Genomic DNA, 22,496 nt, shown 5'->3' with positions numbered 1-22,496 from the left:
ATCCTGATCCCGAGCACAAGATCAAAGCGTCACAGGCGGCATCCGACGGCGCGTTTCTTGGCGGTGAAGCTGGGCGATAAAGGGGCGCAGGCTGTCGCGTCTGTCCACACCGCCAACCGATCCTGATTCGGACGTTAACCGTTTGTAACGGTCTGTCTTCCCAAAGTGAGACAGGCAAGGTATAGCACCGCCCTCGCGCCATGGGCGATCGGCGCGAACTTCGAGAACGAGTAACGCTTTGGCGCCGCAGGCGTCGCAATACGACGGGGACCGATGGCTCAGTTCGACCCACGCCGCCAGCCGATGCGGCTCGCGCCGCACATGCTTACGGCTGTCGCCGCAATCTCGGTGGCGATGCTCGCCGGTAGAGCCTATCAACCCGCTCAGGCCGAAGAAGTTCCCGCGCTGACCTCGGCCCAGATGGCCGCCATGGAAGCCAAGGCCTTCGCCTCCGCCAACGCCCCCGCCGGCATGACCGCGCCCGAGGCCGTCAACGTCCAGATTCGCCGCGGCGAAACCTTCGAGCAGGCCGTCGCCCGTACCGGCGTCGCGCCGGAAGAAGCCAGCGCCGTCGCCGCCACCGTCGCCAACGCCTTCGACCTCGCAGATCTGCGCGCCGGGCTGAAGTTTGAGACCGCCATCGCCAAGCCGCGCGACGGCCGGGGCGACGCCCGCTTGATCGGCCTGACCATGCGCACCGGCCCGGCGTCCCAACTGACCGTGTCGCGCAGCTTCGACGGCGCCCTGCGCCTGCGTTCGCTGGAAGAAAAAGTCACCCACGAGACCGTGGTGCTCAAGGGCGACGTCGAGCGGTCCCTGTCCGCCAGCGCCCGCGAACTGGGCGCCACCGCCTCCATCGTCCGTTCCGCCAGCCGCCTGTTCGCCACCAAGTTCGACATGCAGCGCGACATCCGCGCCACCGACGAGTTCACCATGGTCTTCGACCGTGAAGTGACCGAGGCCGGCCGCACCGTGGACGTGGGCGACCTGATGTACGCCGAACTGCGCGGCGTCACCTTCTATCGCTTCAAGCCGGCCGGAGCGAAGGACGCCCAATTCTTCGACGCCAACGGCAAGAACCTGCGCTCGGCCATGATGCGCACCCCGCTGCAGAGCTTCCGCCGGGTGTCGTCCAGCTTCGGTTTCCGCACCCATCCGATCTCGGGCTACAAGAAGATGCACCAGGGCATCGACTTCGCCGCCGGCACCGGCACGCCGGTCGTCGCCCCCGCCGACGGCGTGGTGGTCGAGGCCCGCCGCTGGGGCGGCTATGGCAACTGGCTGCGCATCCGCCACAACAATGGTCTCGAAAGCGGCTACGGCCACCTGTCGCGCTACGGCTCGGGCATCCGCGCCGGCCAGCGAGTCAGCCAGGGCCAGATCGTCGCCTATGTCGGTTCGACCGGCGCCTCGACCGGCCCGCACCTGCACTATGAGCTGTGGCGCGGCGGACGGCGGATCAATCCCGCCGGCGTGCGCACCCAGGAAGGCACGGAACTGGCCGGCGCCGATCTGGCCGCCTTCCGCGCCGAAAAGGCCCGTATCGACCGTATCATCGCCTCGGGCGGTCAGAAGCGCCCGTCGATGCAACAGGCCTCGGCCGAGGGCCTGCGTCCCGCGCACGGCTGAATTCAGCCGACCAGGCGCGGCGTCGATCGGCCTTCGCTCGGGCATGACAGGCCGTGCACCGCCACATCGGCCTCGCCCAGCCGGAGCCCCAGCACGTCCAGCACCGGGTTCAGCACGCCCTCCAGCACCGGCCCCAACGGCTCCAGCAGCCGGCTCAGAGCCTTGGTCAGATCGCCCAGACCAAGACCCAGGCCGACCACGTTTACGTCCAAATCCAGCCGACCCAACAGGCTGGACACCAGACCGCTGGCGAAGCTGCGCGAGGCCACGGTCTTGATCCGTTGCGCCTCGATGTCGGCGTCGTCGAACCTCAACGGTTTGAACCCCGCATCGGCCGCCTCCACGTCCGCCTTGCCGGTGATGCTGACCAGACCCAGGACCGACAGCAGGGTGGCGCGTTGCGGCGACAGGCCGGTCTTGAAATCGTCCAGCTTCGTCTCGTCCACGACGCCGATGGAAGCGCGCGCCAGGCCCGGCCGCACCTCGACCTCGACCGACCGCGCGGGATCGCAGGACAGGGATTTCAGCCGCGCCTCGGACGACGCCAACTCGACCAGGATCGGCAGTTCGACCCGCGCCAGACCCGACAGGGCCTGGGCCGTCCGTGCACGCACATAGAGCCGCGCCTGGGCCGTGCGGATGATCGGCTGGCCGTCCGCCGTGACCGTCAGCCAGGGCGAGCGATTGGGCCGTTCGCCGATGGCCAGGCTGGTCTTCAGATCGGCCAGGCCGGCGGGTACGCCCAGGTTCAGGGCGATCTGGCGGTCCCCGCCCCCGACCTCCAGCATCGCCATGGCCAGGTCCATGGCCGAGACGGAAGCATCCAGCCCCTCGCGGATTCCTTGCGGCGACTGGGCCTCGACGCCGATCAGATCGCCCAGCTTCACCTTCGTCCCGACCGAGGCCGAGGCCAGCCGGCCCAGGGCGCCGCCGTCGTCGTCGCCCGCGAGGCGTTCCAGCACCGTCAGCGCCCGACCCGCATCGACATCGGTCGCCAGCAGCCGGTCGTAGTCGCCGATGGCGATGTCCAGATCCGTCGCCAGGGCGTCGGTGAAGCCCAGCAGATTGACGTCCAGGTCCGCCAGCCGGCGATAGTCCATGAGGCTGAGCGAGACCTTCGAACCCGTCAGGCCGCTCAGCACCTGGTTCGCCACGCCGCCGTCCAGCCGCGCCAGGCGAGAGCCGATGGAGAACATGGCCTTTGGCGGGGCGCCGGTCGCAGCCGCCGTGGCGCGGCGCGTCACCCGCACCTCGTCCTTGCCTAACAGCAGGTGAGTAAAGAACAGGGGCGCGCGACTGGTCACCTGAACCCGCGCAGCGTTGGGCGTCTGACCGCCTGCCGTGAACCGCTCGTCGCGCGACTTGGCAGGGTCCGGCGCATAGACGCCGAGCGTGGTCGCCACGGTGACAGAGAGATCCGGGGCCACATTGGCCTGGACGGTCGCCTGGGCCGCGCGACCGACAACGGCTTCGCCCTGCTCTAGATTGTGCGCCGCCGACAGGGCCGCCAGATCCGCCGCGCCCTGGACCCGGCGCGTGTGCAGCACCAGCACCCCCAGATCGATGGTCACGGCCGTCACGATGCACAGCACGCCTCCCGCCACGGCCGCGATCACCGCGACCGCCCCACGCCGATCCGCCCCGAACCGCGCACGCCAAGCGCTCATGCCCCGGCCGCTCACGAGTATTCACCCACATGGATCACCGCCGAACGCCGGATGACGACCGGCGGACGCGGCAGCATTCCGCCCAGCGCCATGACCAGACTGTCGCCGGCGTCATAGACGACCACGACCCTCAGCCGCCCGGCCTCCTCCGCAACCTCGATCGTGGTTCTATCGGGATCCAGCGCCACGCCCCGGACCGCCGCCGTCACCTCGCGTCGCGCCAGCGCATCGCGCTCGACCGCGTCCAATCCGCCCACGGCCGCCCGCGCCCCCTCCGACGCCAGGGCCTGAACCGACTGCGCCATCAGGAACCAGCCGCCATAAACCACGATGGCGATCAGCAGCAGCACCAGAATCGGCCCCACCAAGGCGAACTCCACCGCGGCCGCGCCCTCTCGTCGGCGGCGATTTTTCTGAAGGATATGGCCGTGCGTGCGCATACCAACCTCGCGATTACTCGCATGGGTTGTATACCATCGCAGTTAAAGGATCGTGTGGCCGCCAAGCCGATCTCGCGTAGCGATCTCAAGCGTCCAAGCTGACGAACCGCGTTGAACGCGTGGTCAGTTGATCAATATATTTGAAAATGATGGCGCACCCGGAGCGATTCGAACGCCCGACCCCCAGATTCGTAGTCTGGTGCTCTATCCAGCTGAGCTACGGGTGCGGCTGCCTTGCGGCGAGGGCGGGTCTTTAGCTCGCGGATCGGGCGGACGCAAGCGGGGGAATGCAGTTTTGCGCAGATAGAGCGGTTGGCGCGGCGCGCGGGACGGATTAGGCCTTTGGGACGTTCTCGCCTCCCCGGATATTCCATGCGCTCTTTTCGTCGTCAGATCGCCGCCCTGCTCGTGCCCGTCGTCCTGGTGGGGTGTCAGACGACAGCACAGATGGATGGGGCGGCGACACCGCGGATCGTGGCGGGCGCGCCGGCGTCATCCCCGGCGCCCCCCCAGGCTCGGGGGCCGTTCGTGACGGCGGCCAATCCCTTGGCGGTTGAGGCGGGGATGACGGTGTTGCGGCGCGGCGGGTCGGCGGTGGATGCGGCTGTGGCGATCCAGGCCGTGCTGGGGCTGGTGGAGCCGCAGTCGTCGGGCCTGGGCGGCGGCGCCTTCCTGATGAGCTATGACGCTGAAACCGGGACGGTGACAGCCTATGACGGGCGCGAGACGGCGCCGGCCTCGGCCACGCCCGAGCTGTTCTATGAGGACGGCAAGCCATTGTCGTTCGTGGATGCGGTCATGTCCGGTCGCTCGACCGGCGCGCCGGGGGCGGTGGCCATGCTGGCAATGGCGCAGAAGGATCACGGCAAGCTGGCCTGGGGCGACCTGTTCGGCGACGCCGAGCGGCTGGCGCGCGACGGGTTCACGGTCAGCCCCCGCCTGGCGGGCATGATCAACGGCCGCAGCCCCCAGGCGCGGACCCGCTGGGCCACCGCCTATTTCACCAAGCCGGACGGCACGCGGTATCAGGCGGGCGATACGCTGAAGAACCCGGCCTATGCCGACACGGTCGCACGTCTGGCGCAGCAAGGGCCGGGCGTCATCTATGGCGGGGCGATCGGGAGCGAGATCGCCGCGACCGTGCGTCAGGGGCCACGCCCCGGAGCCCTGACCGAGGCGGACATCGCAGGCTATCGTCCGCTGCGTCGCGACGCCCTGTGCCGACCCTACCAAGCCTATGTGATCTGCGTGCCGCCGCCGCCGTCCAGCGGCGTGGCCCTGCTGCAGTTCCTGGCGATGGCCGAGGCGACGCCGGATCTGGACAAGGGCGCGGCGAGCCCGCAGGCCTGGGTCGCGTTCGGTCGGTTGCAGCGGCTGATGTATGCCGACCGCGACCGCTATGTCGGCGACAACGACTTCGTCGGCGTGCCCATCGCGGGCCTTCTGGATCCCGACTATGTCGCCGCGCGCGCCGCCCTTGCGCCCCAGGTCGACGGGCCGGTCGAGGCTGGCGCCCCGACGGGGTCCCCGCCGCGCGGGGCGGACCAGACGGCCGAGCCGGGCGGCACCTCGCACATGGTCGTGGTGGACGCCTGGGGGAATGCGGTCAGCATGACCACGACGGTGGAGAGCATCTTCGGCAATGGGCGGATGGTCGGCGGCTTCTTCCTGAACAACCAGCTGACGGACTTTTCCTTCACGCCGCGCGAGGACAATCATCCGGCGGCCAATGCGGTGGCGGCGGGCAAGCGGCCGCGGTCGTCGATGACGCCGGTGCTGATCCTGGACAAGCAGGGCCGGCTGGTGGGGGCCATCGGTTCGCCGGGCGGGTCCAGCATTCTGGCCTATGTGGCCAAGGCCCTGGTCGGGACGATGGATTGGGGCCTGTCGATGCAGGACGCCATCGCCCTGCCCAATCTGGTGGTGCGGGGCGACATGGTCGGCGCCGATACCGACATGATCGCGCCGGAGATCCGCGACGCCCTGGGCGCGGCGGGCATGGCGTTGAGACCCAACGCCACCGAGACCTCCGGACTGCACGGGGCAATCTGGCGGGACGGTAGGTGGGACGCGGGGGCCGATCCGCGTCGCGAGGGTGTGGCGGTATCGGAGGTTCGCTGACGGATCAGCGGCTGGGGCGTAGGGTCAGCTGAAAGGCGACCAGACCCTCGTCCAGGTCGGTGTCCAGGCCGTTCATGCCGCGCAAGCCCTTGCCCGCGTCGATCTCGCGATAGACGACCCCGACCGAAGTCTGCAGGTCGCCCCGGCGATAGGCCACGCCGATCGAGGCGTCGCCCAGGAAGCTGCCTTTATCCTGGGTATAGCCGGAGCGGGCGTAGTCGCCGTCGCGCGTGCGAGCGAAGTTATAGCCCACGGCACGGCCGGAACCGGCGGCGTACAGATACCAGCGCGGCCGTTCGCCGAACCGTTCGCGGCCGTCGGGCGCCAGGCGATCCAGCCCCTCGCCGATCTTGAGCGTGACGCCCGCCTCGGCCGAACGGCCCTCGCTGCCGACGCCCAGGCCGGCGTGGGGGGTCAGGCTGACTTCCAGGCCCGAGGCGGTGTGTCCCCGCGCGCCGCGGAAACCGCGCACATAGCGCAGGTCATAGGCGTCGGGGTCCAGCTCGGCCCGATCGACGGGGGTGACCGGCAGGGGCGAGCCGTCGGCGCGACGCAGGCGCCCGGCGGTCTCCAGCGTCACCCGGTCGGTGAAGTCGGTGCGGTCGATCCAGACGTCGCGGCGGGTGCTGGCGGACAGGCCCAATCCGTCCTCGGGACGGAAGGCGGTCGGGATTTCGATCTCGGGGCCGAAACGGGCGTCGGGCGCGACGCGGAAGCGGGTCTGGTCGGTCAGGCGGGCAGTGACGGCGGCGGCGTCCGGCCCAGCGTCTGGCGCAGCGTCAAAGGCGTTGGGGGCCCAGGTCTGTGCGGAAACGGCGTTCGCACCGGCCATCGCCAGCACGCCCCCCACACCAAAAATCCAGGCCTTCAAACGCATCCGGTCTCCCCACCGATCCGCTGACCTCACACTGCAACCACGATGCGCAGGAGTCCAACAGGTTTTCGACATGGTTTCGTCGCTTTTCAACGACGACGACAGACGAGAGTTCCCAATGCAAAAAGGGCCCCGCTGTCGCGGAGCCCTTCAGGATCGTCAGCGTGGCGGCCTTACTGGCAGGCCAGGCACTCATCGTAGTCGGTCTTGGGCATTGAGAAGAGATCAGGCTGGTTCGGGTCGATCACGGCTTCGGCCTTGTCCTGGGCTCCGGCGAAGGCGGCGCGCTGCACCGACTTGGAGCGCAGATAGTAGAGCGACTTCACGCCGCGTTCCCAGGCGGACCAGTGCAGCATGTGCAGGTCCCACTTGTTGACGTCGCCGGGGATGAACAGGTTCAGCGACTGAGCCTGGCAGATCTCCGGCGCGCGGTCGGCGGCCAGTTCGACCACCCAGCGCTGGTCCAGTTCGAAGGCGGTCTTGAAGATGCCCTTCTCGTCCTCGTCCAGTTCGTCGAGATGCTGGACCGAACCCTCCTGTTCGAGGATGGAGCTCCAGACGGCCTCGGTGTTGATGCCCTTCTGGTCGAGCAGGCGCTCCAGATAGGGGTTCTTGACCGCGAACGAGCCCGACAGGGTCTTGTGGGTGTAGATGTTGGCCGGGATCGGCTCGATGCCGGCCGAGGTGCCGCCACAGATGATGCTGATCGAGGCGGTCGGGGCGATGGCCAGCTTGTGGCTGAATCGTTCCATCACGCCGCGTTCCTCGGCGTCCAAGCACGGGCCCTTCTCTTCGGCCAGCAGGCGGCTGGCCTTGTCGGCCTCGCGACGCAGATGCTTGAACAGGCGCATGTTCCACGACTTGGCCATGGCGCTTTCGAAGGCGACGCCCTGGCCTTGCAGGAAGGAGTGGAAGCCCATCAGACCTAGGCCCACCGAACGCTCGCGCTTGGCCGAATAGACGGCGGCGGCCATGGCGGGCGGGGCGCGGCGGATGAAGTCCTCCAGGACGTTGTCGAGGAAGCGCATGATGTCCTCGACGAACATCGGCTCCTCGCGCCATTCCAGGAAGGTCTCGGCGTTGACCGACGACAGGCAGCAGACGGCGGTCCGGTCCACGCCCAGGTGGTCGCGGCCGGTGTGCAGCATGATCTCGGCGCACAGGTTGGACTGTTTGACCTTCAGGCCCAGCTCGCGCTGGTGCGGCGCCATCTGGCGGTTCACCGTGTCGGAGAAGATCATATAGGGCTCGCCGGTCTGCATCCGGATATCGAGCAGCTTGGTCCACAGCGAACGGGCGTCGACCGTCTTCATGACCTCGCCGTTCTTGGGCGACTTCAGATCGAAGGTCGCGCCGACCTTCACCGCCTCCATGAACTCGTCGGTGATGTTGATGCCGTGGTGCAGGTTCAGGGACTTGCGGTTGAAGTCGCCCGACGGTTTGCGGATTTCGAGGAATTCCTCGATCTCGGGGTGGTGGATGTCCAGATAGACCGCGGCCGAGCCGCGACGCAGCGAGCCCTGGCTGATGGCCAGCGTCAGCGAGTCCATCACGCGGATGAAGGGGATGATGCCCGAGGTCTTGCCCGCGCCCTTGACCTTTTCGCCGATGGAACGGACGCCGCCCCAGTAGGTGCCGATGCCGCCGCCGTTGGAGGCCAGCGAGACATTCTCGTTCCAGACGTTCTGGATGCCCTCAAGGCTGTCGCCCACGGCGTTCAGGAAGCAGGAGATGGGCAGGCCGCGATCCGCGCCGCCGTTCGACAGGACCGGGGTCGCCGGCATGAACCACAGGCGGCTCATATAGTCGTAAAGACGCTGGGCGTGTTCAGGGTCGTCCGAGAAGGCGGTCGAGACGCGGGCGAACATGTCCTGATAGCTCTCGCCCGCCAGCAGATAGCGGTCTTCCAGGGTCTTCTTGCCGAAATCGGTCAGCAGGTCGTCGCGCGACCGGTCCACCTGAACCGATTTCACCACCGTCAGGTGGGGGCGTTCAGGCGTCTGCGTTCCCGCAACACCTTGGAATTCCGTCGTCTTCAATGCCTCGCCGCCAGCCATGGTCATCCGCGTCCTGAACAGAAAAAGCCTAGAGCCACCTGCGCCGTAACCACATCATCTTGTGGCCTCTGCGCTCCCCGAGCCCACATATAGGGCGCATATGCCTAATGACCCGTCAACGGGCTTGACGGACACTTAGTGGGCGAATCGCTTGGACAAGTCGCGCAGGCCTGGGGAAAAGCCAGTGCGCAAGCCAGCACGGCCCCTTTACGTTCACGCGACAACACGATCACGAACGCGTGATCGGAACATTGGGCGAGCTTGGCCGTTTGGGCCGTTCATGACCCAATCCCTGACCTTGGCCGACATCCGTTCCATTTTGATACGCGTCCTGACGGTCGCCCGTACGGAGATCGCGGCGCTTGCCGCCCTTTTCGTCGTCGCCGCCGGCGTGTTGACCTTCGTCGAACTGGCCGACGACATGACCGAGGCCGACGGCATCGCTTTCGACAATCACATTCTGGCGTTGATGCGGCCCTATGCCGACGATCCCGGCCGGCCGTGGGGACCGTGGTGGCTGAAGGAGGCGGCGGCCGACCTCACCTCGCTGGGCGGCATCTCGGTGCTGGGCCTGTTCGCCCTGATCGTGATCGTCTTCCTGCTGAGCCAGAGGAAATGGCTGTCGTCGCTGCTGCTGGTCGTGGGCCTGGCCGGGGGCGTCGCTCTCAGCGAGGGTCTGAAGGCCGTGTTCGAACGCGCCAGACCGCCCGCCGCAATGCAGGCAGTCGAGACAATCAACGCCAGCTTCCCCTCGGGTCACGCCCTGCTGTCCACCGTCTTCTATCTGACGGTCGCCGTCATGCTGACGCGCGCCTTCCCGCGCGAGCGGTTCAAGGTCTTCGTGCTGGGGGTAGGGATCCTGATGGCCCTGCTGGTCGGCCTGACCCGCATCTATCTGGGCGCCCACTGGGCCACCGACGTCTTCGCCGGCTGGGCCGTCGGCGCGGCCTGGGCCATGGCCCTGTGGCTGGTCGCCTATGGCGTGGCGCGCTGGCAGAAGCGTCGCCGGGCGCCGCTGCAGGACGAGCCGTCGCCGATCGAGGTCGAGACGACGATCGCCGCGACCAAAGTCTAGGCCCGCGGCGCCGTCCGCGACAGGCTAGTCTGGCTGAACGCCGCGAGAGATGAGCCATGGACCACGCCGCCCTATACGCCGAACGCCTGAAGACCCCCGATCAGGCCGCCGCCCTGATCGCCTCGGGCGCCAAGGTCGCCATGGGCCTGGGCGTGTCCCAGCCGCCGGCCTTGCTGAAGGCCCTGGCCGAGCGGGCGGAGCGAGGCGAGGTCGAGGACGTCAATCTCTACTATCTGCTCTCAACCGCCATCGCGGGCGACACGGTGCTGCGCTACGAACTGATGGACCGGATCCGGCCCTGGAGCCTGTTCCACAGCGCCATCGAGCGGCGGCTGGAACAGCGGGCGCACGAGGAGGGCCGGCCCAATCCCGTCCAGTTCATCCCCACCGGCTTCCAGCAGTCGCCGCGCCTGCTGTGCCACGAGGTCGGGGTCGATACGCTGGTCTGCACCGTGTCGCCGATGGATGAGGACGGCTTCTTCTCGTTCGGGACCAACACCGACTATTCCAGGCCGGTGTCGCAGACGGCGAAAACCGTGATCGTCGAGGTCAATCCGCACATGCCGCGCGTGTTCGGCGACTGCACCGTCCATGTGTCGAAGGTCGCCGGCATCGTCGAACATTCCGCGCCCCTGCTGGTCGTGCCGCGCGCCGAGCCTCAGCCGGCGGACCTGGCCATCGGGAAGATCATCGCCGATCTGGTCGAGGACGGCGCGACGCTGCAGATGGGGATCGGCGCCCTGCCCAACGCCGTCTGCGACGCGCTGAAGGACCACCGCGACCTGGGCGTCCATACCGAGATGCTGACGCCCGGCCTGGTCGAGCTGATGCAGGCAGGCGTCGCCAACCATGCCCGCAAGACCCTGCATCCCGGCGTCGGCGTCTTCGCCTTCTCGATGGGCGACCTCAACACCTATGAATTCCTGGACGGCAATCGCGGCATGGAGGCCCATCCGGTCTCCTATGTGAACGACCCGGCCGTGATCACGCGCAATGCGAGGATGATCTCGGTCAACGCCACGCTTCAGGTCGACCTGACCGGCGCCTGCTGTTCGGAGTTCCTGAACGGGCGCCAGTTCACGGCCGCCGGGGGCCAGCTGGACTTCGTGCGCGGGGCCTATGGATCGCAGGGCGGCAAGTCGATCATTGCCTGTCACTCCACGGCGGCCAAGGGGACGGCGTCACGCATCGTCGCGCGACTGGACGGGCCGGTCACCACGCCGCGCAATGACACTCACATCATCGCCACCGAACACGGCTGGACCAGTCTGAAGGGCAAGTCGTCCAGCGAGCGCGCCCGCGCCCTGATCGCCCTGGCCGCGCCCGAGTTTCGCGACGGGCTGACGGCCGCCGCGCGTGAGCAGGGCCTGATCTGATCTTCGGCTTGATCTTCGGCCGTGTGTCGGGACTTCTGCGTCCATGAAGACCGCCCGCCTGCTGGCCCTGCTCGCCCTTCTCGTCGCCGCGCCCGTCAGCGCCGGCGCGGCGCAGGCCCCCTATGCGACACAGGGGGACTGCGGCGGCCGGCCCATGACCGGCGTGCGGATGGCGCCCGGCTATTGCCTGGGGCTGGTGTGGCAGGGGACAGGGGCTGAGGGACCGCGAATGCCGCGCGGCCTGTTGGCGTTGTCCGGCGGCGACTGGTTGGTAACGGACCTGGGTAACTGGTATCCGGGCAATGGCGCCATCTGGCGGTTGTCGTTCGGCCCCGACGGCGCCCCGCGCTGGCGACGGCTGGCCCAGGGGCTCAACATGCCGCACACGGCGGCGCGCGGGCCGGACGGGCGCCTCTATGTGTCCGAGATGAACCGGATCCTGACGCTGGATCCCGATGCGGCCGATCCGGCGGCGACGGTGCGGACGGTGATCGGCGACCTGCCGGACAATCGGCTGCATGCCAATCGCCACCCCCTGTCCAGTTTCGTCTTCGACAGGAACGGCGACCTGCTGGTCAATGTCGGCGCCCCCAGCGACCGCTGCGTGGATGCGCGGGGCCGGGCGCGCACGGATGCTTCGGGCGCCTGTATCGACAGCGCCGCGACGGCCCAGGTGCGGCGCCACGCCTATCTGGGGAACGGACGGTGGGCGCAGGACAGCACCGTCTTCGCCTCTGGCCTGCGCAACTCCATCGCCCTGGTGCGGCACCCGTCGGGCACGATCCTTCAGGGCGAGAACTCGGTCGATCTGACCACGCCCGACCATCCCTATGACGAGATCAATGTGCTGCGTCAGGGCGGACATTACGGCTGGCCCTATTGCGTGGACCTGGCGACGCCCCTGCCCGGCTGGAGCGCGGCCCAGGCGCGGTGCGGCCAACGCGAGCGGCCTGCCGCCCTGCTGCCTCCGCACGCCGCGCCGCTGGACCTGATCTATTACGACGGGGCGATGTTCCCCGAGCTGCGCGGCCGGCTGCTGATGAGCTGGCACGGCTATCGCCGCGCGGGCGGCCGGATCGTGGCGGCCGAAACGGACGCGCAGGGCCGCCCCCTGACCGACGTCGGCGGACGCTACGCCATCTATCCGCGCGGATCGCTGACCTATCCGGCAGGCGCGCCCAGCATACGCGGCAAGGTGCTGACGCCGGGCTGGGACACGGTCGCAGGCCGCCAGCCGCGCGGCGCCCCGGTGGTCATGGCCGTCGCCGCCGACGGATCGATCTGGGTCACGGACGACCGGAACCGGGCGATCCTGAGGATCGCCCGGCCGGAGATCGCACCCTAGGCCTTGCGCGCGTCGCGCTTGGCCAGGACGCGCAGGCGCAGGGCATTCAGCTTGATGAAGCCCTCGGCGTCGTGGTGGTCATAGGCCTGGACGCCTTCCTCGAAGGTGACCAGGTCTTGATCGTACAGGCTGTTGGGGCTTTCGCGGCCGATGATCGAGACATTGCCCTTGTAGAGCTTGACCTTGACCGTGCCGGAGACCTTCTTCTGGCTCAGGTCGATGGCGGCCTGCAGCATCTCGCGCTCGGGCGAGAACCAGAAGCCGTTGTAGATCAGCTCGGCGTATTTCGGCATCAGCTGGTCCTTCAGGTGCATGGCGCCGCCGTCCAGGGTGATGCTTTCGATGCCGCGGTGCGCCGCGATCAGGATGGTGCCGCCGGGGGTCTCGTAGACGCCGCGCGACTTCATGCCGACGAAGCGGTTCTCGACCAGGTCCAGACGGCCGATGCCGTTGTCGTGGCCGTACTGGTTCAGGGCGGTCAGGATCGTCGCGGGCGACATGGCCTCGCCGTTGATCGAGACGGCGTCGCCTTGCTCGAAGCCGATCTCGATGACGGTGGCCTTATCCGGCGCGTCCTCGGGCGAGATGGTGCGTTGGTGGACGAACTCGGGGGCCTCGACCGCCGGGTCTTCCAGCACCTTGCCCTCGGACGAGGAGTGCAGAAGGTTGGCGTCGACGCTGAACGGCGCTTCGCCGCGCTTGTCCTTGGAGATCGGGATCTGGTTCTTCTCGGCGAAGTCCAGCAGGGCCTCGCGGCTGCGGAACTCCCACTCGCGCCAGGGGGCGATGACGCGGATGTCGGGCTCAAGCGCGTAGTAGCCGAGCTCGAAGCGGACCTGGTCGTTGCCCTTGCCGGTCGCGCCGTGACAGACGGCGTCGGCGCCGACCTGACGAGCGATCTCGATCTGGCGCTTGGAGATCAGCGGCCGCGCGATGGAGGTGCCCAGCAGATAGTCGCCCTCATATTGCGCATTGGCGCGGAACATCGGGAAGACGAAGTCGCGTACGAACTCTTCGCGCAGGTCGTCGATGAAGATGTTCTCCGGCTTGATGCCCAGCTTCAGCGCCTTCTCGCGTGCGGGGCCAAGCTCCTCGCCTTGGCCCAGGTCGGCGGTGAAGGTCACGACCTCGGCGTTATATTCGGTCTGCAGCCACTTCAGGATGATCGAGGTGTCCAGGCCGCCGGAATAGGCGAGGACGACTTTCTTCACGGGCTTGTCGGCGGGGGCGGACATGGCGGCTCTTTCGGTAAACTCAGCAGCAGGGATCGGGGAGTTGACGCGCGCATAAGACCGGGGGTCCGGCGATGCAACCTTTTCCGGGGTCTCTTGGTAAGAGAGCGCGGCGAACATGAACCTTTGGTCATGTTTCATTCCGTCGCGTTGCCACACGGCAGACCAGCGTTATGGTCCGCACCAACTGCAATCCTGAGGATCTCGCATGCGCCGCACCGGCTCTCTCGTCGCCGCCGCCGCCCTTCTGGCGGTTTCAACCCCTGTCTGGGCCTCTGTCGCGCCCGCCCCGGCCGCTCAGGCGGCTGCGCCCGCCGTCCAGGCCGCGCCGGTCGCCGATCTGGTCGCCGAAGTCGATATTCCCTACACCAAGTTCACCCTGGACAACGGCCTGACCGTCCTGGTCCACGAGGACCACAAGGCCCCGGTCGTGGCCGTGTCGGTCTGGTACAACGTCGGCTCCAAGGACGAGCCGGCCGGCAAGACCGGCTTTGCGCACCTGTTCGAACACCTGATGTTCGGCGGGTCCGAAAATGCGCCCGGCAGCTATTTCACCCCGATGCGCAACATGGGCGCGACGGACATGAACGGGACGACCTGGTTCGACCGCACCAATTATTTCGAGACGGTCCCGACCCCGGCGCTGGAACAGGCGCTGTTCATGGAAAGCGACCGCATGGGCTACATGCTGGGCGCCATCAGCCAGGAGACGCTCGATCTGCAGCGCGGCGTGGTCCAGAACGAGAAGCGCCAGGGCGACAACCAGCCCTATGGCCTGAACCAGTACAAACAGCTGGAGGCCCTGTTCCCCGAAGGCCACCCCTATCGCCACTCGACCATCGGTTCGATGGCCGACCTGGACGCGGCCTCGATGCAGACGGTGCGCGACTGGTTCACCTCGAACTACGGTCCCAACAACGCGGTGCTGGTCCTGGCCGGCGACATCACCCCCGCCAAGGCGCGTGAACTGACCGAGAAATATTTCGGCCCCATCGCCAAGGGTCCGGTGAACAATCCCGCCCAGGCGCCGGTCCCGACCCTGTCGGCGCCCGTCAACGAAACGACGCACGACCGCGTCTCCAACGCCCAGGTCGAGATCAGCTGGGTCGTGCCCGGCATGCTGGACGCGGATTCGGTGCCGCTCAGCGTCAGCGCCTCGGTGCTCGGCGGCCTGGCGTCTTCGCGCCTGGACAATGAGCTGGTGCGTGGCGACCAGAGCGCCGTCTCGGTCAGCGCCTCGAACGGCGCCTATCACCGCGTCGGCATCTTCGAGATCAGCGCGACCGTGAAGCCCGGTGAAGACCCGGCCGCCGTCGAGGCCCGCACGCGCGAGATCCTGAACGGCCTGATCGCCAACGGCCCGACGCAGGACGAGATCAACCGCGTCGTGACCCAGTACGCCTCGCGTCGCATCCAGGGTCTGGAACAGGTCGGCGGCTTCGGCGGCAAGGCCACGGCCCTGGCGGAAGGCCAGCTCTATGCCGGCGATCCGGAACACTACAAGAAGGAGCTGGCCGCCTATGCGGCGGTGACGCCGGCCCAGGTCCAGGCGGCGATGCAGAAGTGGCTGACCCGTCCGGCCTATACGCTGACGACGCTGGTGGGCGAGCGTGAAGCCTATGCCGAGGCGGCCGAGGCCCCGTCGGGCGCCAACCATACGCCGGCGCCGGAAATCCAGCGCGTCGCCCGCATGGCCAAACCCGAGATCGGCCAGGTCGCCAACGTCGACTTCCCGGCCGTCGAACGCGCCCGCCTGTCGAACGGCATGGAGGTGATCTACGCCCAGCGCGACGCCGTGCCCGCCACCAAGATCGCCATCGACTTCGACGCCGGCCTCGCCGCCGACGACCGGGCGAAACTGGGCCTTCAGACCCTGATGCTGGACCTGATGGACGAGGGCACCCGCACCCTGAACGCCACGCAGCTGGCCGAAGCCCAGGAAGCCCTGGGCGCCAGCATCACCACCGGCGCGACCATGGATCGCTCGGTCGTGCAGCTGTCCGCGGTCACGCCGAACCTGAAGCCGTCGGTTGAACTGCTGGCGGACGTGGTGCGCAACCCCGCCTTCGCCTCGGCGGAGCTGGAGCGTCTGCGCGCCACCCGCCTGTCGCGCATCGCCGCGGAGCGCACCCAGCCGGCCGCCCTGGCCAGCCGCGCCCTGCCCGAACTGATGTACGGCGCGGACAGCCCCTATGGCCGTCCGTTCAGCGGCAACGGCGACGAGACCAGCGTCAAGGCCATCACCGAGGCCGACATCCGCACCGACTACGCCCGCTGGATCCGTCCGGACAACGGCAAGATCTTCGTCGTGTCGGACCGTCCCCTGTCCGAGATCACCCCGGTCTTGGACGCCGCCTTCGGCCAGTGGGTCCCGCCCGCATCGGCCAAGGCGGTCAAGGACTTCTCGGCCCCGATCCCGGCCGCGACGCCCAAGATCGTGCTGATCGACCGTCCGCAGTCGCCCCAGTCCTACATCATGGGCGGTGAAGTGCTGGCGGCCTCGGGCACGGACGATCTGCTGATGCTGAACGCGGCGAACAATGTGCTGGGCAACGACTTCCTGTCGCGCATCAACTCCGACCTGCGCGAGACCAAGAGCTGGTCCTACGGCGTCAACGCCTCGGTCGCCGGCTTCGCCGGACGTGTGCCCTATCTGGTCACCGCCCCGGTCCAGGCCGACAAGACCGGCCCCGCCATCGAAGCCCTGAACCTTCAGTTCAACGACTTCCTGAAGGGCGGCAAGGGCGTCACGCCGGCCGAGCTGGAGCGGACCATCAACGGCAACACTCGCCGTCTGGCCGGCAGCTACGAGACCTCGGCGGCCGTCCTGGGCGCATTGCGCAGCAACGACCTGCTGGGTCGCCCGGACGACTATCCGGAAACCATCGCCGCCCGCACCAACGCCCTGACGGCGCAGCAACTGGACGAGGCCGCCAAGGCCGCGATCGACCCGTCCAGGTTCGTCTGGGTCGTGGTCGGCGACGCCTCGGTGGTCAAGCCTCAGCTCGACGCCCTGGGCATCCCGGTCGAGGTCCGCTCAGCGGCCGGCGCCGCCCAGTAGGGCGACGACAGCTTAGAACGACGAAGGCCCGGAGAGCGATCTCCGGGCCTTTTTCGTGTCTGTTTATCATTCGTCATCCTCCGGCAAGCCGCGTCTTCGCGGCGCAGACCGGGGGACCCAGCGACGCGCGTGAGCGCGAACCTGTCGCGAACGCGGTCTAGGAATGGCGCAGCAGAAACATCGCCTTCGGCGCCGCTGGCTCCCCCGGTCTCGCTACGCTCGCCGGAGGATGACGAGAGGAGTTAATCCAGCGTCGCGCCCGTGGTGCGCATGATTTCGGCGCGCAGTTCGGGCAGGCCCAGGCCTTTTTCCGACGAGGTCAGCAGAACCACCGGGAAGGCGGCGGGACGTTTGGAGATGGCTTTCAGCGTGGCTTCCTGAACGACCTCGCCCTCGCCCTTCTTCAGCTTGTCGGCCTTGGTCAGGACGATCTGATAGCTGACGGCGGCCAGGTCCAGGGCGTCCAGCGCCTCCTTGTCCACGCTCTTCAAACCGTGACGGCTGTCGATCAGCAGATAGACCCGCTTCAGCGTCACCCGGCCGCGCAGATAGTCGCGGCCCAGGTCCTGGAACTTCTTGACCGTGGTCTTGGACGCCTTGGCCCAGCCGTAGCCGGGCAGGTCGACCAGACGCATCCGGCCGTCCAGGTCGAAGAAGTTGACCTCGCGCGTCCGGCCCGGCTCGTTCGAAGCGCGGGCCAGTTTGTGCATCCCGACCAGGCCGTTGATCAGGCTGGACTTGCCGACGTTGGAGCGGCCGGCGAAGGCGATCTCGGGCAGGTTCGGCTCGGGCAGCTGCTCGATCTTGGCCGCGCCCATGATGAAGGTCGCGGGCCGCGCGAACAGGACGCGAGCGGCCTCGATTTCCTCGGGCGTGAACTCGGTTTCGTCGATCACGCCGGTGACTTCTTGAACCGGGCGAAGAAGGTGTCGATCGGGTTCTCGGCCTTGTAGCGGTGCATGATGATGTACTGCTGCAGGATGGTCAGGACGTTGGACCAGGCCCAGTAGATCAGCAGGCCGGCCGCGAACGGCGCCATGATGAAGGTAAACAGCAGCGGCATGAACTGGAAGATCTGACGCTGGATCGGATCGGTCGCCGGCGGGTTCATCGCCGTCTGCAGCCACATGGTCAGGCCGTAGGCGATGGCCAGCAGGCCCAGGTGCAGCGGGCCGGCCAGCAGGCCGCCGATCAGCGGCGCCATCGACGGATCCCACGGGATCAGGCCGAACAGGTTCCAGATCGACGACGGATCGCGCGCCGAAAGGTCGTTGATGAAGCCCAGGAACGGCTGGTGGCGCATTTCGATGGTCACCGTCAGCACCTTGTACAGGGCGTAGAAGACCGGGATCTGCAGCACCAGAGGAAGGCAACCCGCGACCGGATTGATCTTCTCCTTCTGGTACAGGGCCATCGTCTCCTGCTGCTGCTTCTGCGGGTCGTCTTTGAACTTCTTCTTGATCTCCTCCATCTTGGGCTGGAGGTTCCGCATCTTGGACATGCTGGCGTAGGCGTTGTTGGCCAGCGGGAACATCACGAGCTTGACGATGACGGTCAGGGCCAGAATGGCGACGCCGAAGCTGCCGACCACGCCATAGACGTTTTCCAGGATCCAGAAGATCGGCCGCGTCAGGAACCAGAACATGCCCCAGTCGATCGCATAGACGAAGCGCGGCAGGCCCAGGCTTTCCTCATAGGACTTCAGCACCTCGGCGCGCTTGACCCCGGCGAACAGGCGTTGGGTCTCGGTCGCCGTCGCGCCCGGCTGGATGGTGCGGGTCGTGCCCAGGACATTGGCTTCCAGCTGCTGGCCGCCGTTGATGTCGCGCACGCGGAATTCGGTTTCGACCGCCTCGTCCTGCGGGGGCAGCAGGGCCGCCAGCCAGTATTTGTCGGTGATGCCCAGCCAGCCGCCCGTCGAGGCGTTCTCGATGCGGGGTTCCTTCAGCCAGTCCTTGTACTTCTTCTGCTCGGTGCGATAGCCGCCCGGCTTGCCGAAGGTGCCGATCGCGCCCTCGTGGACGATGTGCGACGAGCCGGCTGCGGGCGGGACGCCCTGGCGCTGGACGCTGCCGTAGGGGGCGATGGTGATCGCCTGCGTGCCCAGGTTCTGGACCGTGTCCTGAACCGAGAAGACGTATCGATCATCGACCGACATCACGCGGGTGAAGCGCAGACCCTGGCCGTTGTCCCAGGTCAGGGTGATCGGCGTGGTCGGGGTCAGGGTCGACCCGTTGGTCAGGCGCCAGACGGTGTTGGGTCCGGGCACGCCGCCGGCGACGTTGGGGCCGGTCCAGCCGAACTGGGCGAAATAGGCGTTCTGCATCCCCTGCGGGCGGAACAGCTCGACCGGCTGCGGCTTGTCCTGGACCTCGCGATAGTCGGTCAGGAACAGGTCGTCGATGCGCCCGCCCTGAAGCGACAGCGACCCCTTCAACGTCCCGGACTGGATCGGCACGCGGGCTGCGGTGCTAAGCGCCTGGCTGCGGTCGGTGACGAAGGTCGGCCCCTGCGGGCTCAGCGCCGTCTGGGCAGCATTCTCGGCGGTCTGCGACTGCTCGGCCTGGGCCTGCTGCTGCACCGCGCGACGCTCGGCCTGCGGACGCAGCACGGCGAAATAATAGATCCCCATGATCAGGGCCGAGCACACGATGAAGATGATCGTGTTGCGCGTGTTCTCGTTTTTCATGGATTCTGGCGGTCCTGGCCGGATGGGGCGCGGGCGTGCGAGGGCTTGGGCGCCCCCCGATCATGTCGCGGTGTCGCCAGCCTTGTAAGCGTCGATTTCACGTCGTCAAGCAGACGGTCCCACGCACGCTCGGTCGTGCCCATGCGGGCGATGAAGACATAGTCGCTGCCGGGCACGCCGTGCTGGGCCAGCATGGCCCGTGCGGCCTCGCGCAGACGGCGTTTGGCGCGGTTGCGAACCACCGCGCCGCCGACCTTTTTCGTGGCGGTGAAGCCCAGGCCGATGTGCGGCGAACCGTCGCCGCGCTCCAGACGCTGAATCACCACGGCGCCGCGCGCCTCGGAAACGCCTTTGGCGGCCGCCAGAAACTGGGGCCGCCGCAACAGACGTTTGATCTGTAAAAGGTCGCTCATGCGTCCAAATGGTCCGGACGCTGAAAGCCGCTTACGCCGTCAGGCGCTTGCGGCCCTTGGCGCGACGGCGCGCAACAATCTTCTGGCCGTTCTTGGTGGCCATCCGGCTGCGGAAGCCGTGACGGCGCTTGCGCACGAGTCGCGACGGCTGATAGGTCCGCTTCACGGTCGGCTCCTGACGTTAAAAGGTTGGGCGACGGGGCAAGAGGCGTCCGTCGCAGGAAGGGCGGGCGTATAAGTCGCATGTCCGCGTGAGTCAACGCTCGGACGGCATTTCGGGAACGATGAACGGATGGCGAAACGAACGGCGAAGGAATGGAGCCTGCGGCTGCTGCCGCTCGCGGCCATCGCCGGCCTGGTGGTCGCCTTCTTCGCCCTGGGCTGGAACCGCTATCTGTCGATGGACCTGATCCGCGAACATGGGCTGAACCTTCAGGCCTATGCGCGCGCACACTGGTGGACGGCGCTGGCCGCCTTCATCGCCGTCTATGCCCTGGCGACCGCCTCGACCATCCCTGGGCCGGTCTTTCTGACCCTGTTGGGCGGCATGATGTTCGGACCCTATGTCGGCGCCCTGGCCCAGGCGACGGGGGCCACCATCGGCTCTGTCGTCATCTATTATGTGTATCGCACGTCGATCGGGACCTGGCTTCGGGCCAAGTTCGAGGCCGACGCCGGTTTCATGGATCGGCTGGCCAAGGGGATCGACCGCAACGCCTTCACCACCCTGTTCACCCTGCGCGTGATCCCCAGCGTGCCCTTCGTCCTGGTCAACGCCACGGCGGGGATGATGGCGGTGCCGCTGAGGCCCTATGTGATCGCCACCTTCATCGGCCTGTTGCCCTCCACCTTCATCTACACCTGGATCGGCTCGCAACTGGGCGACCTGCTGCGCGCCGGCGTGCGGCCCGACCTGCCCATGCTGCTGCAACAGTTCTTCTGGCCGCTGATGGGGGTGGTCTTCCTGTCCCTGCTGCTGCCCATCGGCATCAAGCTGTTCCAGATGGTCCGCGCGCGACGTAACGCAGGGGCGCCGGCATGAGCGCCATGTTCGACCGGATCGCCACACGGCTGAACCTAACGCCGGAACAGGCGACCCTGTGGCGCGAACGTCTGACGCCGCGCGCGCCGGACGGCCTGTCTGCGCGGCTCTTGCTGCTGACGGTCGCCTTCACCCTGGCCGTCGAAGCGCTGATCATGGGGCCGAACCTGGCCGCCTTCCACGAGCGTTGGCTGCGCGACCGGCTCCAGGCCGCCGAACTGGCCTCGGTCGGGGTGGAGGCCCTGCCCTACAGCGCGGTCGAGGACGACACCGCCGCCGAACTGATGCGGATCGGCGGGGTCCAGGCTGTGGCCCTGACCGAACAGGGGGTGCGCCGCCTGCTGCTCCAGGCCCCCAACCTGCCCCGCGCGCCCGAACTGATCGACCTGCGGCGCCAGGACAGCTGGGGGCGGCTGACCGACCCCTGGCGCACCCTTTTCGGCCATCCGGATCGCTCGCTGCGGGTCCAGGCCAAGCCGCGCTATCGCTCGGGCGACTTCATCGAGATCGTGACCCCGGCCCAGCCGCTCAAACTCGAACTGAAGGCCTTCCTGCTGAACAGCCTTTTAGTGTCCCTGCTGGTGTCGCTGACGGCGGGCGCCCTGCTCTATGGCGGTCTGGCGCTTCTGGTGCTGCGCCCTCTGCGCCGCGTCACCCGCTCCATGGAACGGTTCGCCGCCGATCCCGAGAGCGAGGCCGAGGCGCCGTCCGACCGGCACGACGAGATCGGCCGGGTCGAGCGCGAGCTGAGCCGGATGCAGGAAGAGGTGCGCCATTCGCTGCGCTCCCGCGCGCGCCTGGTCGCTCTGGGCGAGGCGGTGGCCAAGATCAATCACGACCTGCGCAACATGCTGACCTCTGCCCAGATGGCGTCCGAACGGCTGGCGACCTCGGCCGACCCCCAGGTGGCCAAGGCCCTGCCCCGGCTGGAGCGGGCGCTGAGCCGGGCCGCCAACCTGTCGCGCAATGTGTTGGAATACGGCCGCAGCGAAGAGCCCGCCGCCCAGAAGACGCGGGTGGTCCTGACCAAGGCCCTGACCCTGGCGGCCGAGGATGCGGGGCTGGAGCCGGAGGGCGTGGCCCTGATCAAGCAACTGCCGCCGCGCTTCGCCGTCGAGGCCGACCCGGACCAGCTGTATCGCATCCTGGTCAATCTGATGCGCAACGCCCGCCAAGCCATCGAGGCCGATCCCGGCCGCCCGCCCGAGCGGCGCGGCAAGGGCGCGATCACCGTCAGCGCCTTCGGCGACGGCGGATTCTGCGTCGTCCGCATCGCCGACGACGGCCCCGGCATTCCGCCGCGCCTGGCCGAGCGCCTGTTCGAACCCTTCGTCAGTTCCAAGAGCTCGGACGGCTCGGGCCTGGGTCTGACCATTTCGCGCGAACTGGCCGCCCTGAACGGCGGCGATCTGCGACTGATCGAGACGGACGGCGCAGGCGCGGTGTTCGAACTGCGCCTGCCCGACTGACAGGCC

Annotated in this window: 17 protein-coding genes and 1 tRNA gene; 8 read left to right on the top strand and 10 right to left on the bottom strand. The window is 67.8% G+C overall.

The window, feature by feature from the left end; all coding sequences use genetic code 11:
• Positions 1-273: 273 nt before the first annotated feature.
• The gene (locus EGY25_RS07700; protein WP_167762513.1) at positions 274-1,629 is read left to right on the top strand and encodes a M23 family metallopeptidase; all 1,356 of its coding nucleotides are present in this window, start codon (positions 274-276) and stop codon (positions 1,627-1,629) included.
• A gap of 2 nt (positions 1,630-1,631) precedes the next feature.
• Here the strand turns inward: EGY25_RS07700 and EGY25_RS07695 are convergent, their stop codons facing one another.
• The 3 genes from EGY25_RS07695 to EGY25_RS07685 all read right to left on the bottom strand — a co-directional run bounded on the left by EGY25_RS07695 (position 1,632) and on the right by EGY25_RS07685 (position 3,963).
• A complete protein-coding gene (locus EGY25_RS07695) occupies positions 1,632-3,296 on the bottom strand; it encodes a TadG family pilus assembly protein (RefSeq protein ID WP_135194425.1) in 1,665 nt (554 codons plus the stop codon).
• An 11-nt stretch (positions 3,297-3,307) separates the two neighbouring features.
• On the bottom strand, positions 3,308-3,736 hold the full coding sequence (locus EGY25_RS07690) for a TadE/TadG family type IV pilus assembly protein (RefSeq protein ID WP_135194424.1): 429 nt from the start codon (positions 3,734-3,736) through the stop codon (positions 3,308-3,310).
• Positions 3,737-3,886: 150 nt separating this feature from the next.
• Positions 3,887-3,963: transfer RNA gene (locus tag EGY25_RS07685), tRNA-Arg, on the bottom strand.
• 145 nt (positions 3,964-4,108) lie between these two features.
• Here EGY25_RS07685 and EGY25_RS07680 point away from each other — a divergent pair.
• Positions 4,109-5,857 (top strand): gamma-glutamyltransferase family protein, encoded by a 1,749-nt coding sequence (locus tag EGY25_RS07680; RefSeq protein WP_135194423.1) that lies wholly within the window; start codon positions 4,109-4,111, stop codon positions 5,855-5,857.
• 4 nt (positions 5,858-5,861) lie between these two features.
• Here the strand turns inward: EGY25_RS07680 and EGY25_RS07675 are convergent, their stop codons facing one another.
• The gene (locus EGY25_RS07675) at positions 5,862-6,734 is read right to left on the bottom strand and encodes a lipid A-modifier LpxR family protein (RefSeq protein WP_245159391.1); all 873 of its coding nucleotides are present in this window, start codon (positions 6,732-6,734) and stop codon (positions 5,862-5,864) included.
• Positions 6,735-6,904: 170 nt separating this feature from the next.
• Positions 6,905-8,794, bottom strand: coding sequence for a ribonucleoside-diphosphate reductase subunit alpha (locus tag EGY25_RS07670; protein ID WP_135194422.1), 1,890 nt, complete (start codon positions 8,792-8,794; stop codon positions 6,905-6,907).
• A gap of 274 nt (positions 8,795-9,068) precedes the next feature.
• Between EGY25_RS07670 and EGY25_RS07665 the strand changes: the two genes are divergently transcribed.
• From EGY25_RS07665 to EGY25_RS07655, 3 genes are read left to right on the top strand one after another with little or no spacing between them, the layout of a single operon-like run.
• Positions 9,069-9,863, top strand: coding sequence for a phosphatase PAP2 family protein (locus EGY25_RS07665; RefSeq protein ID WP_135194421.1), 795 nt, complete (start codon positions 9,069-9,071; stop codon positions 9,861-9,863).
• Between the two features lie 56 nt (positions 9,864-9,919).
• Positions 9,920-11,239, top strand: coding sequence for an acetyl-CoA hydrolase/transferase family protein (locus EGY25_RS07660; protein ID WP_135194420.1), 1,320 nt, complete (start codon positions 9,920-9,922; stop codon positions 11,237-11,239).
• Positions 11,240-11,282: 43 nt separating this feature from the next.
• Complete coding sequence (locus EGY25_RS07655) at positions 11,283-12,584, top strand: PQQ-dependent sugar dehydrogenase (RefSeq protein WP_135194419.1); 1,302 nt, start codon at positions 11,283-11,285, stop codon at positions 12,582-12,584.
• Here the strand turns inward: EGY25_RS07655 and EGY25_RS07650 are convergent.
• Positions 12,581-13,819 carry an argininosuccinate synthase gene (locus tag EGY25_RS07650; RefSeq protein ID WP_135194418.1) on the bottom strand — a complete coding sequence of 413 codons (1,239 nt, stop codon included), beginning with the start codon at positions 13,817-13,819 and terminating at the stop codon, positions 12,581-12,583. The two genes, EGY25_RS07655 and EGY25_RS07650, sit on opposite strands and share 4 nt — an antisense overlap.
• Positions 13,820-14,024: 205 nt before the next feature.
• On the opposite strand from EGY25_RS07650, the gene EGY25_RS07645 reads away from it, so the two are divergent.
• Positions 14,025-16,877: a M16 family metallopeptidase gene (locus tag EGY25_RS07645; protein WP_135194417.1), complete on the top strand. Its 2,853-nt coding sequence runs from the start codon at positions 14,025-14,027 to the stop codon at positions 16,875-16,877.
• Positions 16,878-17,119: 242 nt separating this feature from the next.
• On the opposite strand, the gene yihA is transcribed toward EGY25_RS07645, so the two are convergent.
• Genes yihA through rpmH form a run of 4 tightly spaced genes read right to left on the bottom strand, consistent with a single transcriptional unit; the run spans position 17,120 to position 20,145 of the window.
• Positions 17,120-17,773: a ribosome biogenesis GTP-binding protein YihA/YsxC gene (gene yihA, locus EGY25_RS07640; RefSeq protein WP_135194416.1), complete on the bottom strand. Its 654-nt coding sequence runs from the start codon at positions 17,771-17,773 to the stop codon at positions 17,120-17,122.
• Positions 17,770-19,566 carry a membrane protein insertase YidC gene (yidC, locus tag EGY25_RS07635; RefSeq protein WP_135194415.1) on the bottom strand — a complete coding sequence of 599 codons (1,797 nt, stop codon included), beginning with the start codon at positions 19,564-19,566 and terminating at the stop codon, positions 17,770-17,772. Before yidC ends, yihA begins: the two co-directional genes overlap by 4 nt.
• Positions 19,563-19,979 (bottom strand): ribonuclease P protein component, encoded by a 417-nt coding sequence (gene rnpA / locus EGY25_RS07630; RefSeq protein ID WP_135194414.1) that lies wholly within the window; start codon positions 19,977-19,979, stop codon positions 19,563-19,565. The genes yidC and rnpA overlap by 4 nt, the downstream gene beginning before the upstream one ends.
• Positions 19,980-20,010: 31 nt before the next feature.
• The gene (gene rpmH / locus EGY25_RS07625; protein WP_003164000.1) at positions 20,011-20,145 is read right to left on the bottom strand and encodes a 50S ribosomal protein L34; all 135 of its coding nucleotides are present in this window, start codon (positions 20,143-20,145) and stop codon (positions 20,011-20,013) included.
• 126 nt (positions 20,146-20,271) lie between these two features.
• On the opposite strand from rpmH, the gene EGY25_RS07620 reads away from it, so the two are divergent.
• Complete coding sequence (locus EGY25_RS07620) at positions 20,272-21,021, top strand: TVP38/TMEM64 family protein (RefSeq protein ID WP_135194413.1); 750 nt, start codon at positions 20,272-20,274, stop codon at positions 21,019-21,021.
• Positions 21,018-22,490: a sensor histidine kinase gene (locus EGY25_RS07615; protein ID WP_135194412.1), complete on the top strand. Its 1,473-nt coding sequence runs from the start codon at positions 21,018-21,020 to the stop codon at positions 22,488-22,490. Before EGY25_RS07620 ends, EGY25_RS07615 begins: the two co-directional genes overlap by 4 nt.
• Positions 22,491-22,496: the final 6 nt, after the last annotated feature.

This window comes from Brevundimonas intermedia, assembly GCF_004614235.1.
GTDB lineage: Bacteria > Pseudomonadota > Alphaproteobacteria > Caulobacterales > Caulobacteraceae > Brevundimonas > Brevundimonas intermedia_A.
Note: the sequence above shows the minus strand (reverse complement) of the source record. Positions and strands in the feature narration are given on the sequence as shown.